This window comes from Pseudomonas sp. BN505, from assembly GCF_029873175.1.
Taxonomy (GTDB): domain Bacteria; phylum Pseudomonadota; class Gammaproteobacteria; order Pseudomonadales; family Pseudomonadaceae; genus Aquipseudomonas; species Aquipseudomonas putida.
The window spans coordinates 452,873-467,420 of sequence record NZ_SSOI01000067.1 but is presented as its reverse complement, the minus strand read 5'-3'; the positions used below and the strand labels follow the sequence as shown (position 1 = coordinate 467,420).

Genomic DNA, 14,548 nt, shown 5'->3' with positions numbered 1-14,548 from the left:
GATCACTTAAGCCGGGCAAACCTCGTACTGCCTTTACGTGCAGCTTGAGGCTTGCCACTTGCAGCTGTTTTTACTGCGGGTTGGCACGGGTGCTGGACAACAGTTGCTTCAGGTTGGCTGCCTTCGGCTTCACCAGCCAGAAGCGCCGCACGTAGTCGTCCAGGTTCTCGGAGAGCTCACGCCCCCACTCGCTGCCGGTTTCTTCCACATACTCGCCAAGGACGCGCGCCAGGTGGCTGCGGTAGGCCTCCATCGCTTCACCACTGATACGCTGGATTTCCACCAGCTCGTGGTTGAGCTTGTCGACGAAGCTATTGTCCATGTCGAGCACGTAGGCGAAGCCGCCAGTCATGCCAGAACCGAAGTTGTAACCGGTCTTGCCCAGGACGCAGACAAAGCCGCCGGTCATGTACTCACAGCAGTGATCGCCAGTGCCCTCGACAACAGCGTGGGCGCCGGAGTTACGCACAGCGAAGCGCTCGCCCGCAGTGCCTGCGGCAAACAGCTTGCCGCCAGTGGCACCGTACAGGCAGGTGTTGCCGACGATGGCGCTGTGCTGGGTTTCGAACGGGCTGCCGGCTGGCGGCACGATGGTGACCTTGCCACCGGTCATGCCTTTGCCGACGTAGTCGTTGGCATCGCCTTGCAGGTGCAGGTTCAGGCCACCGGCGTTCCATACGCCGAAGCTCTGGCCGGCAGTACCCTTGAAGCGGAAGGTGATCGGGTTGGCGGCCATGCCCTGGTTGCCGTACAGCTTGGCGATTTCGCCAGAGATACGGGCACCGATGGAACGGTCGCAGTTGCAGATGTCGAGGTTGAACTCGCCACCGGCCTGATCGCGGATCGCCGGCAGGGCCATGTCCACCATCTTCTCGGCCAGCTCGCCTTTGTCGAACGGCGGGTTCTTGTCGACTTCGCAGAACTGCGGCTTGTCCGCAGGAATGTGCGAGCTGCCCAGCAGCGGCGACAGGTCCAGGTACTGCTGGCGCTCGGTATCGCCTGGCAGCATTTCGAGCAGGTCGGTACGGCCGATCAGCTCGCCCAGGCTGCGCACGCCCAGCTTGGCCAGCCACTCACGGGTTTCTTCGGCGACGAAGGTAAAGAAGTTGATCACCATGTCGACGGTGCCGATGTAGTGGTCCTTGCGCAGCTTGTCGTTCTGGGTGGCTACGCCGGTGGCGCAGTTGTTCAGGTGGCAGATGCGCAGGTACTTGCAGCCCAGGGCGATCATTGGCGCGGTACCGAAGCCGAAGCTTTCGGCGCCGAGGATGGCCGCCTTGATCACGTCCAGGCCGGTTTTCAGGCCGCCGTCGGTCTGTACCCGTACCTTGCCGCGCAGGTCGTTGCCGCGCAGGGTCTGGTGGGTTTCGGCCAGGCCCAGTTCCCACGGGGCGCCGGCGTACTTGATCGAGGTCAGCGGCGAAGCACCGGTACCACCGTCATAACCGGAGATGGTGATCAGGTCGGCATAGGCCTTGGCAACGCCAGCGGCGATGGTGCCCACGCCGGCCTCTGCCACCAGCTTGACGGACACCAGGGCCTGCGGGTTGACCTGCTTGAGGTCGTAGATCAGCTGGGCCAGGTCTTCGATCGAATAGATGTCGTGGTGCGGCGGTGGCGAGATCAGGGTCACGCCCGGTACCGCATAACGCAGCTTGGCGATCAGGCCGTTGACCTTGCCGCCTGGCAACTGGCCGCCTTCACCCGGCTTGGCGCCCTGGGCAACCTTGATCTGCAGCACTTCGGCGTTCACCAGGTATTCCGGGGTCACACCAAAGCGGCCGGTGGCCACCTGCTTGATCTTGGAGCTCTTGATGGTGCCGTAGCGGGACGGGTCTTCACCGCCTTCACCGGAGTTGGAACGCGCGCCCAGGCGGTTCATCGCCTCGGCCAGCGCTTCGTGAGCCTCTGGCGACAGTGCACCCAGCGAGATACCGGCGGAGTCGAAGCGCTTGAGGATGGCCTCCAGCGGCTCGATCTGCTCCAGCGCCAGTGGCTGGTCGGCCACTTTCACCTTGAGCAGGTCACGGATCATCGACACCGGGCGCTGGTCTACCAGCGTGGTGTATTCCTTGAACTTGGCGTAGTCGCCCTGCTGCACGGCGGCTTGCAGGGTGTTGACCACGTCAGGGTTGTAGGCGTGGTACTCGCCACCGTGGACAAACTTCAGCAGGCCACCTTGCTGGATCGGCTTGCGCGCGCTCCAGGCTTCGGCCGCCAGCAGCTTCTGGTCGCTTTCCAGGTCTACGAAGCGCGCGCCCTTGATGCGGCTGGACACGCCCTTGAAGCTCAGGCCGACCACTTCCTCGGCCAGGCCGATGGCTTCGAACAGCTGCGCACCGCGGTACGAGGCGATGGTGGAGATACCCATCTTCGACAGGATCTTCAGCAGGCCCTTGGAGATGCCCTTGCGGTAGTACTTGAACACTTCGTCCAGGTCGCCCAGCACTTCGCCAGTACGGATCAGGTCGGCCAGTACTTCATACGCCAGGTACGGGTAAACGGCCGAGGCACCGAAGCCCAGCAGCACGGCAAAGTGGTGCGGGTCGCGGGCGGTGGCGGTTTCCACCAGGATGTTGCTGTCGCACCGCAGGCCCTGTTCGGTCAGGCGGTGGTGTACCGCGCCAACGGCCAGCGATGCGTGCACCGGCAGCTTGCCCGGGGCGATGTAGCGGTCGCTCAGCACCAGCTGGGTCTTGCCAGCGCGCACGGCTTCTTCAGCCTGGTCGGCGATGTTGCGAATGGCCGCTTCCAGGCCGACGCTCTGCTCATAGTTGAGGTCGATCAGCTGACGGTCAAAACCTTCACGCTCCAGGTTCATCAGCGAACGCCACTTGGCGGGCGAGATGACCGGCGAGCTGAGGATGACCCGCGAAGCATGCTCCGGGGACTCCTGGAAGATGTTGCGCTCGGCGCCCAGGCAGATCTCCAGCGACATCACGATGGCTTCGCGCAGCGGGTCGATCGGCGGGTTGGTCACCTGGGCGAACTGCTGGCGGAAGAAGTCGAACGGCGAACGCACACGCTGCGACAGCACGGCCATCGGCGTGTCGTCACCCATCGAGCCAACGGCTTCCTGGCCCTGCTCACCCAGCGGGCGCAGCACCTGGTCACGCTCTTCGAAGGTGACCTGGAACATCTTCATGTATTGCTTGAGCTGGTCAGCGTCGTAGCTGGCCGCGCCCTGGTCGTCGGTCAGCGTCGCCTGAATGCGGGTAGCGTGCTGACGCAGCCAGCGCTTGTAAGGGTGGCGCGACTTCAGGCGGTTGTCGATGGCGTCGGTGTCGAGGATCTGGCCGGTTTCAGTGTCCACGGCGAGGATCTGACCCGGGCCGACACGGCCCTTGGCCAGCACTTCCTCAGGCTGGTAACCCCATACGCCGATTTCCGAGGCGATGGTGATGTAGCCATTGGTGGTGGTCACCCAGCGCGCCGGGCGCAGGCCGTTGCGGTCGAGCAGGCACACCGCGTGGCGGCCTTCGGTCATGACGATACCGGCCGGGCCATCCCACGGCTCCATGTGCATGGAGTTGTATTCGTAGAAGGCGCGCAGGTCGGCGTCCATGGTCTCGACGTTCTGCCAGGCTGGCGGTACCAGCATGCGCACGCCGCGGAACAGGTCGATGCCACCGGTCACCATCAGCTCCAGCATGTTGTCCATGCTCGACGAGTCGGAACCGACGCGGTTGACCAGCGGGCCGAGCTCTTCGAGGTCGGGAATCTGGTCATTGGCGAACTTGGTGCGACGGGCCATGGCCCAGTTGCGGTTGCCGGTGATGGTGTTGATCTCGCCGTTGTGGGCGAGGAAGCGGAATGGCTGTGCCAGCGGCCATTTCGGCAGGGTGTTGGTGGAGAAGCGCTGGTGGAACACGCAGATCGCGGTTTGCAGGCGCTCGTCACCCAGGTCTGGATAAAACGCCGCGAGATCGCGCGGCATCATCAGGCCTTTGTAGATGATGGTCTTGTGCGAGAAGCTGCAGATGTAGTGGTCGCTGTCGTGGGCGTTAGCCACCGACGAACGGCGACGGGCACTGAACAGCTTGATAGCAAATTCCTGGTCGCTCAGGCCTTCACCGCCGATGAACACCTGCTCGATCTGCGGCAGGCGCTCCAGGGCCAGGCGGCCGAGTACGCTGGTGTCGATCGGTACCTTGCGCCAGCCGACCAGTTTCAGGCCAGCGGCGAGGATTTCGCGGTCCATGTTGGCGCGGGCAGCTTCGGCTTTGACCGGGTCCTGGTTGAAGAACACCATGCCGACGGCGTACTGCTTGGGCAGTTCGACGGCGAAGTGTTCCTGGGCCACGGCTCGCAGGAATTGATCGGGCTTCTGCATGAGCAGACCGCAACCGTCGCCGGTCTTGCCGTCGGCATTGATACCGCCGCGGTGGGTCATGCAAGTCAGCGCCTGCATGGCGGTTTGCAGAAGGTGGTGGCTCGGTACGCCCGTCATATGGGCGATCAGGCCAAAACCACAGTTGTCCTTGAATTCTTCGGGATGGTACAGACCTGTTTTCATAGACACATTCTCACCAGGTTCACCTCTCAACGGAGGCAAATCTCTTTTTTAACAACCACTTACCATCCACGCCGATCAAACGCCAGCTTTTTTGCGGTGGTCATGGAAAACCATTGTTGCACAGCGACAGCGATGCCCACAAATTTTCATGTCTCACCATTGAAAATTTATGTCGCAATTTTGAATGTTTTTGCGCCATGCGCCGTGATAACGGCTTGGCTCGAGTCTGAAGCGTTTCAGCCATGACTGCAACTAGGGGCTTGTGGCCGGCAGTCTGGGACAGAAAAGCCTGCCGCGTTGAAACGCAGCAGGCTATTCGAAAGTCAGTAATCGCTCAGCAACTGGGCGGCGGGGTGATGCCGCCCGGAAGGTATCAGCGGGCCGTGGCCAGCTCTTGTTGGACGCTGCCGACGGTACGTGGCCAAGGTTTACCAGCCTGGACCTTCTCTGGCAAGTTCTTGATTGCCGCAACCGCAGCATCGCGGTTGGCGAAGCTGCCGTAGGTGACTACGTACAGCGGCTTGCCCTGCAGGTTTTTCTTGAAGTAGCGATAGTCGCCACCCTGGTTCTTGACGAACGCCTGGGCCGAGGCCTCAGAGCTGGTGCCCAGGATCTGCACCACGTAATTGCCCGGTTTCTGCGCGGAGTACCAGCCGCTGTTGCCGCTGCCACTGACGGCAGGTTTTTCGGCAGGCTTGGCGGCCGGCTTGGCAACGGCGACCTGGGTAGGCGCGGGTGCAGGCTTGGCAGGTGCAACCGGCTTCGCAGGCTGGGTTGCAACAGGCTTGGGCGCAGGCGCAACCGGCTGTACCGGCGCAGTAGCCACAGGCTGTGCAGGCACAGGTGCCGGGCCAGCTGGCACGCCTTGCGGCGGCGCAATGGTGGTCACGGTTGGCGGCGGGTTGCCAGGCTGCAGGGCAGTGTCACCCGCCGGGCTGCCTTCTTCACCCTCACCCATGCCCGCGGCCTGGGCCAGCGGTTCGCGCATTACAGGCTGGGACTGACCAACCAGCGGCAACGGCATCGGCTGGGAAGAGCCGGAGAACTCGATATTGGCACCCTGCTTGCCATCGCCAAGCGGCAACTGGGCCTGGGCGGCCGGCGCCTCAGCGGTTGGTTTGTCACCTTTCTTGGGCATCAACACCGCAGCCGCCACAGCGACCACGACCACAGCGGACAGCGCGAGCACATGTTTTTTAGGCATCTTGAACCCCATGGATGGTCGCTTGACCGTCGAACGGCTGGCGATCATGGCTTCGATCAAAGTGTCACGGGCGACCTGGTTGATGTTGCCAGGCCAGCCGTCGGAGTGTTCATGGATATCGACGATCTGTTCACGGCTGAACACCTCGATGCCCCGGCCAGCCCCTTCCAGGCGCTGCTCCAGGTACTCGCGGGTTTCTTCTTCACTGTAGGGGGCAAGCTCGATGATGTGGAAGCGTTCTTCCTCGACATTGAGCTCGTCCAGCCCGGCAATCAGTGAAGGCTCACCGAACAGGAACACGTGCGGGCGCCCTTCCGGTACCCCCGCCGCCAACTCCAGCAACGCTTGGAGTGCCGACTCGTCGAGTTGTTCCGCATCGTCCACCAGCAAATACACTTCCTGCCCGGTCAGTGCCAGCTGCACCACCTTGGACAGGATCGCCTGCACTTCGGGCTGGGCCACACCCAGGTCCTGCGCGACCTGGGCAAGCATGCTGGAAGCATCGCTGGCACTGCGGGCAGACACCACCACACTCTGCACAGCCTGCTTGTTGGTGCTGGCCACCAGGGCCTGGCGCAGCAGCGACTTGCCGCTGCCCAGCGGGCCGCTGACCACCAGCATCAGCTGGCTGTAGCGCGCCAGGTGGTGCAGTTGGCCAAGCACGGGCTTGCGCTGGGCCGGGAAAAACTTGAAGCCGGGCACACGGGGCGCGAACGGATCGTGGCTCAACTGGTAATGGTCGAGAAAGGCCTCATCGGCATGCAAACTGGTCATTGCGCTGTCACAACCTCAAAGCTGGGCCACGATCGCGCGGTAATCCGCCGACAGCGTGGCCTGAAGAATCTCTTTCGGATAGTCGTCGGTCACAACGGCTTCGCCCATCTGGCGCAACAGCACCAGACGCAAGCGGCCGTCGATCACTTTCTTGTCGACCGCCATGTGCTCCATGAAATGCGCCGGGGTCATTTCCTGTGGTGGCACCACCGGCAAACCTGCGTCCTGCAACAGGCGGATTCCGCGATCGCGCTCGGCCTGGTCGATCCAGCCAAGGCGCATGGACATTTCCAGGGCCATCACCGTGCCCGCTGCCACGGCTTCGCCGTGCAGCCACACGCCGTAGCCCATGTGGGTCTCGATGGCATGCCCGAAGGTATGCCCCAGGTTCAGGGTGGCCCGCACGCCGGACTCGCGCTCGTCGGCACCGACCACTGCAGCCTTGGCCGCGCAGGAGCGGCGGATGGCTTCAGTCAAGGCAGCCGAATCGAGGGTGCGCAAGGCCTGCATGTTGTCTTCAAGCCAGCCGAGAAACGGCTTGTCGCAAATCAGGCCGTACTTGATCACTTCGGCCAGGCCAGCAGACAGTTCGCGCGCCGGCAGGGTCTTCAGGCTGGTGGTATCGATCAGCACCGCATTGGGCTGATAGAAGGCACCGACCATGTTCTTGCCCAGCGGGTGGTTGATACCGGTCTTGCCGCCCACCGACGAGTCGACCTGGGAAAGCAGGGTGGTCGGTACCTGGATGAAGTCGACACCGCGCTGGTAGCAGGCGGCAGCGAAGCCGGCCATGTCGCCGATCACGCCGCCGCCAAGGGCAACCACAGTTGTGCGACGATCATGGCGGGCTGTCAGCAGGCCGTCGAAGATCAGCTGCAGCGTTTCCCAGTTCTTGTGGGCTTCGCCATCGGGCAATACCACCGGCAGCACCGAGTAGGCACCCAGGGTCTTGCTCAGACGTTCGAGATACAGGGGCGCGACGGTCTCGTTGGAAACGATGGCGACCTGCCGGCCGGCAATGTGCGGTGCCAGCAGCTCGGGCTGGTCCAGCAGGCCTTCGCCAATGTAGATCGGGTAGCTGCGCTCGCCCAGGTCGACCTTAAGTGTCTGCATGTATCCCCACAATGTACTTGGGCGCGGCGCCATTCGGGCAACCCACGCGCTATCGTTGAACCTCGCCTCGGCGCTGGTGGCCGAGAATAGTCCCGGGTTAACGGGGCGGCAACTGCTGCAAGCGTTCGAGAATATCGATCACCACCATGCGCGGCGGCCGCTCGTCGGTTTCCACCACCACGTCGGCGATCTCGCGGTAGAGCGGGTCGCGGGCTTCCAGCAGGGCGCGCAGGGTCGCCTCGGGGTTGGCGGTGCGCAGCAGCGGGCGATTGCGATCACGCGCGGTACGGCCCACCTGCTGTTCCACCGAGGCATGCAGGTAGATCACCCGGCCGCCCCGGCGCAATGCCTGGCGGTTGGCTTCGCGCATTACAGCGCCACCGCCGGTGGCCAGGACCACGCCGTCAAGTGCGCACAGTTCGGCGATCATCGCCTGCTCGCGCTCACGGAAACCTGGCTCGCCTTCCTTGTCGAAAATCCACGGGATGTTGGCGCCGCATCGCAGTTCGATTTCCTTGTCGGAATCCTTGAACAGCAGGCGCAGCTCTTTGGCCAATAGGCGTCCGATGGTGCTTTTACCAGCGCCCATGGGCCCCACAAGTATCAAATTTCGCACAGAATCAACGACTCACAGCAATCGCCTGGTCACTCATGATACGCGGAGTCAGGAAGACCAGCAGCTCGGATTTTTTCTCTTGTAATGCATCGCGTCGAAACAGCCGCCCAACATACGGCAGATCGCCTAAAAATGGCACCTTGTCGACCACATTGTTTTGCGAAGTCGAGTACACGCCACCGATCACGATCGTTTCGCCGTCCGCCACCCGAACCTTGGCATTGACCTCGTTCTTGCGGATCGGCGGTACGTTGTTCAAGGCATTGACGTAATCCGGCTCGTCCTTGGTCACCCGGACCGCCATGATCACCTTGTTGTCCGGTGTAATCTGCGGGGTCACCTCCAGCGACAGCGAGGCTTCGCGAAAGGCGACCGAGGTGGCGCCGCTCTTACTGGTTTCCTGATATGGCACCTCGGTGCCTTTGAGGATCCTGGCCGTTTCCTTGTCGGCCGTGACCACCTTGGGCTGCGAGATGATTTCGCCGTTGCCGCTCTTTTCCATGGCGCTGAGTTCCAGGTCGAGGAGCACGCCGCCGCGCAGCAGGCCCAGGCCGACACTGCTGCCCGCCCGCTCCACGCCGAGGTCGATGAACAACTCCTTGCCCGGCCGCAGGTTTTCACCGTACAGCGGCCCACCCCAGCGCACCCCCAGGCTTTTCTCGTAGTCGACATTGGCCTCGACGATACGTGCCTCGATCGCCACCTGGCGCACCGGCACATCCAGCTGCGCGACCAGTTGTCGCAACTCGGCCAGTCGGTCGGCGGGCTGGTGCGCCACCAGGGTGTTGGTGCGCTCATCGACACCCAGGCTGCCACGAACGGCGACTCTGCTGTCATCCGCCAGGCTGGTCATCAACAGCTCGACCAGTTCCGCGGCGTTAGCATGGTGGATCGGTATCAATTCACGACGTAACGGCTGCAATTGTGCATCCGGCAACAGGCCGACATGGGCATCAAACGGCTGTGGGGCAAACGCTGCCGCAGGCGCCACCAGCAGCACATTGCCCTCTTGCTGCCGGGCAAGGCCCTTGCTGCGCAGCACCAGGTCAAGGGCCTGGTCCCAGGGCACGTCCTGCAACCTCAAGGTCACGCTGCCCTGCACGTCATCGCTGGCAACCAGGTTGACGCCCGCATAATCGGCCAGTACCTGCAGCACCGAACGCACCTCCACATCCTGAAAGTTCAACGACAGGGGTTCACCCTGGTAAGGCGTCGCCCACACCAGCGGGATCGGCAGCAGGGCTGCCAACATCCATTTCATCACTCTCTTCATTCTGGTTCGGGGCCTCCTTGCCCACGCGGTTTGCAAGGGTGATGAACGCCGTGCGCTCGTGCCACACCCCTGCCATGAATAGCCGTTCGTGCACTTCGACCTGGCCTTGATCAATCCGCGCCACCACACCGTGGTTACGCCCCAAGCGCTCACCTGCCCGCACGCGATAGAGCCTGCCAGCCGCCATCAACAGAGCCTCATGCGCCGCACCTCGCGACAGGCTGCCGACCATTTCCAGTTGCGCCAGCGGCACGCTGGCCAGCCCGGAGCCAGCCGTTCGCGTCGCCCCTGGCGCGAAGGGGTCGACCGCAGGCACTGGCGTCGCGGCCATGGCCGGCATATGCGCAAGCACGTCAGGTGCCGGTACGGGCGCGGTGGCCTGGAAGGCATCGACCCGTAGTTGCAGACGCAATAGGCCGGGCTGACCCTCGACTGCGGCCAGGTTCATGTCACCGCTGCGCAGCAGGCGTGCCTGGCCCAGCCAGTCGCCCAGCCACTGACGCAAGTCCACGTAACGCCCCACCACCTGTACTTCCAGCGGTACTTTCCAATAGCCTGCCTGTTGCTCGGCTTCTTGTACGTCGAACCGCTCGACCAGCAACCCGTGCGCATGCCCCGAAGCCGCCAGGCGCTCAAGCAGGTCGCTCATGCCCTCCCCTGCGGCCAGGTGCCAGTGGGCCTCCAGCAACCGCCGCTCGGCAAAAACCAGAGACGCCTGCAATCGCTCCAGCTCGACCATTTGCGCCGCACTGGCTGCCTGCTGCTCGTTCAATGTGGCGTGCCTGGCCGCCTCCTGCACCTGCTGCTGTAACCCTGGTGGCAGGCGAAACGCACAACCCAGGCCGAACACCAGCACAGCGACCAGCACTGGCGCGATACGCCTGATGCTTCTGGAACGCTCGGCTACCGCCAGCCAGGCAAGGATCGGTGCTGCATTCACGACCAGAACGCCGAAACGCGCGCAACGAGCAGAAATTCATCGCCACCCGGCATGCTCCTGACGCGCTTGAGCGCCAGATCGAGCAGAACACCCGACCGATCCAGATCGCGCATGAACTGCGCAACCACGGCGCCGGACGTAGCCAGCCCGGTCATCTGCAGATGGCCGTTTTCCAGGCTGAGGTCGAGAAGCTGGACCCCAACCGGTAGCGCCCTTTCGAGGTCAGCGAATACATCGCCTAGAACACCCTGCTGGGCACGCAAGCCCTCTAGCGCTGCCGACCGTGCGATGAGTGCCTCATGCTGTGCACGCACATCAGCCAGCGGCTGCAGTTGCCCGGCCAGCACCTCAAGGGCGGCATGGTGTTGGGCATTGGCCACCACCTGTTGCTGCCCGCGCTGACGGGCCAACTGGTCGACCAGCGTCACGGCGCACAGCGCCAGCAGTGCGCCGGCAATCAGCTGGCTACGAAAGCGCCGAATCGCCGCCTCGCGCTGCCGTTCACGCCAGGGCATCAGGTTAAGCCGCATCATGGGCGCAACCCTCCAAGTGCCAGGGCGCACGCCAGGAGCATCGTGCCGTCAACGTGTTCCAGCCCCTCCAGGCCAGGTAAATGCCTGCACGGCGTAGTCAGCTGGTGACCAAGGTTTTGCAACCAGGTTGGGTCCACCGATGAGCTGCTGGTAATCCACAGGCCACCAGGCAAATGCTCATCGGCAAGCAGCGCGTGCAGTTGCTCCGACAACTGCCCCATGTTGTTCAGCCCCTGCACTTGAAGCTCACGACGCTGGTAAGGCCGGTCGGGCTGCCAGTCATAAAGCACTGCGCTGTGCGCTTCGACCCGCAGCAGTGCCGAACCTTCGAGGCAGCCCTGAGGCAACATGCGGCACAAGGCAATGTTGTCGACCTCGATAGCCTCCAGTTGCAACCCGGCCTCTTTGACGATGGCATCAAGAGACGCCAACGCACTTTGCCGACACGCGGCCACCATCACCTCGGCGCACCCCGGTTGCGTGGGGGATGCCCCCAGGACTTGAAAGTCCAGGGCCAAGTCCTCCAACGGAAACGGAAACAGCCGCTCGGCGTCGGCCAGCAACTGCGTCTCCAGTTCTGCCCCGGCCTGCTCCATCGGCAAATGACACCGCTTGCAGATCACCTGGCTGGCCGGTAACGCCAACGCTACCCGACGCTGCCTCAGGCCGCTGCGCAGGTAGGCACGGCGCAGGGCTGCCACCACGGTAGCGGGCTCCGCGACCCAATCCTTGCCTGCCAGTAATTCGAACGGCTCTTGTGCCGATGCAAGCACCCGGCAGCGCCGGTTGCGCCGCTGAAGTTGCACAACACGAACAGCGTCAGGGGCAATTTCCACCCCCACGAGTGAACTGGCATCCTTGCCAAAGCGTCCTAACATGCGGCTTCCTTGCTGCCTGCTGCAGCGGTCGGTCGCAACCCCGCGTCAACACTAGGCCCGGCCAGCCCATCGAGGCGACGGGCAGCCTGGCCGGTAACCCGGAGAGGCGAAAAAATGCTTATAATGCCCAGCGCTTTCTGGTCCGCCGGGCCTGCGTGCTACCCACTCTCAACCTGGACACCGAAAAGCCTTGATACGTCTGCTGAAGTTCTTCTGGTGGTCTTCCGTCGCAGTCATTTGCGCGCTCGTACTCGGTGTGAGCGGTGCGTTTCTGTATCTTAGCCCCAGCCTGCCCTCGGTCGAGTCCCTCAGAAGCATCCAGTTGCAGATCCCCCTCAGGGTGTATAGCAGCGACGGCAAACTGATTGCCGAATTCGGCGAAATGCGCCGCTCGCCGATCCGTTTCGCGGAAATTCCGCCACAGTTCATTCAGGCGCTTCTGTCAGCCGAGGACGACAATTTCCTCAATCACTACGGTGTCGACCCCAGCAGCCTGATGCGTGCAGCGACCCAGCTGGTGAAAACCGGGCACATCCAGACCGGCGGCAGCACCATCACCATGCAGGTGGCGAAGAACTTCTTCCTCACCAGCGAACGCAGCTTCTCGCGCAAGACCAACGAGATCTTGCTGGCCCTGCAGATCGAGCGTGAACTGACCAAGGACGAAATCCTTGAGCTGTACGTGAACAAGATCTACCTGGGCAACCGCGCCTACGGCATCGATGCCGCCGCGCAGGTGTACTACGGCAAATCGATCCGCGACGTGAGCCTGGCGCAGATGGCGATGATCGCCGGCCTGCCCAAGGCACCGTCACGCTTCAACCCACTGGCCAACCCGGTGCGCGCCAAGGAGCGCCGCGACTGGATCCTCGGCCGCATGTACAAGCTGGGCAAGATCGACCAGGCCAGCTACCAGACCGCCCTGGCCGAGCCGCTCAATGCCAGCTACCACGTGCCGACGCCTGAGGTGAATGCGCCTTACATCGCCGAAATGGCCCGCGCCGAAATGGTCGGCCGCTACGGCAGCGACGCCTACACCGAGGGCTTCCGCGTCACCACCACGGTGCCTAGCGACATGCAGGACATGGCCAACAAGGCCATTCTCAAAGGCCTGTCTGATTACGACGAACGCCACGGCTACCGTGGCCCCGAAGCACGCTTCCCGGGCCGCACCCAGGCAGCCTGGCTGCAGGAGCTGGGCAAGCAGCGCATCCTTGGCGGCCTGGAGCCGGCCATCGTCACCCATGTCGACAAATCCGGCCTCCAGGTACTGACCCGGGACGGCCAGCAAGCCGAAGTTGCCTGGGACACCATGAAATGGGCGCGCCCGTTCATCAACAGTAACGCCCAGGGCCGCTCACCGCAGTCGCCGGCAGACGTGGCGCAGGTCGGTGACCTGGTGCGCCTGCAGCGCCTGGAAGATGGCAAGCTCAAGTTCAGCCAGGTGCCTGGCGCGCAAAGCGCCCTGGTCACCCTCGACCCTTACAACGGTGCCATCCGCGCGCTGGTTGGCGGCTTCTCGTTCGAGCAGAGCAACTACAACCGCGCCATGCAGGCCAAGCGCCAGCCTGGTTCGAGCTTCAAGCCGTTCATCTATAGTGCTGCGCTGGACAGCGGCTACACCGCATCCACCCTGGTCAACGATGCGCCGATCGTGTTCGTCGACGAATCCGTGGACAAAGTGTGGCGTCCGAAGAACGACACCAACACCTTCCTCGGCCCGATCCGCCTGCGCGAAGCGCTGTACAAGTCGCGCAACCTGGTGTCGATCCGCTTGCTGCAGGCCATGGGTGTAGACCGCACCATCGACTACATCGCCAAGTTCGGCTTCAACAAGCAGGACCTGCCGCGCAACCTGTCGCTGGCCTTGGGCACCGCCACCCTGACCCCGATGGAAATCGCCACAGGCTGGAGCACCTTTGCCAACGGCGGCTACAAGGTAACCCCGTACCTGATCGACCGCATCGAAAGCCGCAACGGCGAAACCCTGTTCACCGCCAACCCGCCCCGCGTACCGCAAGGTGCCGAGGACCAGGCTGGCCTGGCGGCACCCGAACAGCCGATCAGCACTGCTGCCATGCCAGGTGAGGCGCCATCCGCCTTCAACCAGCCGGCCGCTGCACCGCAAACGCCGGCTGTGGCTGAACAGATCGTCGACGGGCGCACCACCTACATCCTCACCAGCATGCTGCAGGACGTGATCAAACGCGGTACCGGCCGCCGGGCGCTGGCCCTGGGCCGCACCGACCTGGCGGGCAAGACCGGTACTACCAACGAGTCCAAGGACGCCTGGTTCTCCGGCTACAACGCCGATTACGTGACCACCGTATGGGTCGGTTTCGACCAGCCGGAAACCCTCGGCCGCCGCGAGTACGGCGGCACGGCGGCGCTGCCGATCTGGATGAGCTTCATGGGCGCGGCGCTCAAGGACAAGCCGGCGCATGCGCCAGCAGAGCCGGAAGGCATCCTCAGCCTGCGCGTCGACCCGATCAGCGGCCGCGCTGCCTCCCCGAGCACGCCGAATGCCTTCTTCGAGCTGTTCAAGGCCGAAGATTCGCCACCCTCCGTGGACGAACTAGGCAATGGCGCAGCACCGGGCAGCCCGCTGCCGGCCGATGAAGCGGCGCCGATGGACCTGTTTTAAGGCAGGGCGCCTGACTCAGGTTTTGCGTGGGCGCGTGAATCGAGCGCCGCGCGGGCG

General features: G+C 63.4%; 9 protein-coding genes. 1 reads left to right on the top strand and 8 read right to left on the bottom strand.

Features of this window, described 5'->3' with window-relative positions; genetic code table 11:
* Nucleotides 1-70: 70 nt before the first annotated feature.
* The 8 genes from gltB to pilM all read right to left on the bottom strand — a co-directional run bounded on the left by gltB (nt 71) and on the right by pilM (nt 11,847).
* Nucleotides 71-4,516 carry a glutamate synthase large subunit gene (gltB, locus tag E8E78_RS24625; protein WP_016502039.1) on the bottom strand — a complete coding sequence of 1,482 codons (4,446 nt, stop codon included), beginning with the start codon at nt 4,514-4,516 and terminating at the stop codon, nt 71-73.
* Nucleotides 4,517-4,889: 373 nt separating this feature from the next.
* Complete coding sequence (locus E8E78_RS24620) at nt 4,890-6,494, bottom strand: AAA family ATPase (RefSeq protein WP_049274628.1); 1,605 nt, start codon at nt 6,492-6,494, stop codon at nt 4,890-4,892.
* Nucleotides 6,495-6,509: 15 nt separating this feature from the next.
* Nucleotides 6,510-7,607 carry a 3-dehydroquinate synthase gene (gene aroB, locus E8E78_RS24615; RefSeq protein WP_016502041.1) on the bottom strand — a complete coding sequence of 366 codons (1,098 nt, stop codon included), beginning with the start codon at nt 7,605-7,607 and terminating at the stop codon, nt 6,510-6,512.
* A gap of 97 nt (nt 7,608-7,704) precedes the next feature.
* Complete coding sequence (aroK, locus tag E8E78_RS24610) at nt 7,705-8,223, bottom strand: shikimate kinase AroK (RefSeq protein ID WP_024717571.1); 519 nt, start codon at nt 8,221-8,223, stop codon at nt 7,705-7,707.
* A gap of 4 nt (nt 8,224-8,227) precedes the next feature.
* Entirely contained in the window at nt 8,228-9,496 is a 1,269-nt protein-coding gene (locus tag E8E78_RS24605) for a secretin N-terminal domain-containing protein (RefSeq protein ID WP_084966660.1), read from the bottom strand.
* Complete coding sequence (locus tag E8E78_RS24600) at nt 9,420-10,421, bottom strand: pilus assembly protein PilP (protein ID WP_197863657.1); 1,002 nt, start codon at nt 10,419-10,421, stop codon at nt 9,420-9,422. The genes E8E78_RS24605 and E8E78_RS24600 overlap by 77 nt, the downstream gene beginning before the upstream one ends.
* Nucleotides 10,422-10,432: 11 nt before the next feature.
* Nucleotides 10,433-10,969 (bottom strand): PilN domain-containing protein, encoded by a 537-nt coding sequence (locus tag E8E78_RS24595; protein WP_059394472.1) that lies wholly within the window; start codon nt 10,967-10,969, stop codon nt 10,433-10,435.
* Nucleotides 10,966-11,847 (bottom strand): pilus assembly protein PilM, encoded by an 882-nt coding sequence (pilM, locus tag E8E78_RS24590; protein ID WP_049274632.1) that lies wholly within the window; start codon nt 11,845-11,847, stop codon nt 10,966-10,968. Before pilM ends, E8E78_RS24595 begins: the two co-directional genes overlap by 4 nt.
* A gap of 190 nt (nt 11,848-12,037) precedes the next feature.
* Between pilM and E8E78_RS24585 the strand changes: the two genes are divergently transcribed.
* Nucleotides 12,038-14,491: a penicillin-binding protein 1A gene (locus E8E78_RS24585; RefSeq protein ID WP_061204004.1), complete on the top strand. Its 2,454-nt coding sequence runs from the start codon at nt 12,038-12,040 to the stop codon at nt 14,489-14,491.
* Nucleotides 14,492-14,548 lie beyond the last annotated feature (57 nt).

What these genes read in the sequence shown, in the direction of transcription:
- E8E78_RS24605 (WP_084966660.1), bottom strand. Translation starts at nt 9,496, where the DNA reads ATGAAGAGAGTGATGAAATGGATGTTGGCAGCCCTGCTGCCGATCCCG.
- pilM (WP_049274632.1), bottom strand. Translation starts at nt 11,847, where the DNA reads ATGTTAGGACGCTTTGGCAAGGATGCCAGTTCACTCGTGGGGGTGGAA.
- E8E78_RS24595 (WP_059394472.1), bottom strand. Translation starts at nt 10,969, where the DNA reads ATGATGCGGCTTAACCTGATGCCCTGGCGTGAACGGCAGCGCGAGGCG.
- gltB (WP_016502039.1), bottom strand. Translation starts at nt 4,516, where the DNA reads ATGAAAACAGGTCTGTACCATCCCGAAGAATTCAAGGACAACTGTGGT.
- aroB (WP_016502041.1), bottom strand. Translation starts at nt 7,607, where the DNA reads ATGCAGACACTTAAGGTCGACCTGGGCGAGCGCAGCTACCCGATCTAC.
- E8E78_RS24620 (WP_049274628.1), bottom strand. Translation starts at nt 6,494, where the DNA reads ATGACCAGTTTGCATGCCGATGAGGCCTTTCTCGACCATTACCAGTTG.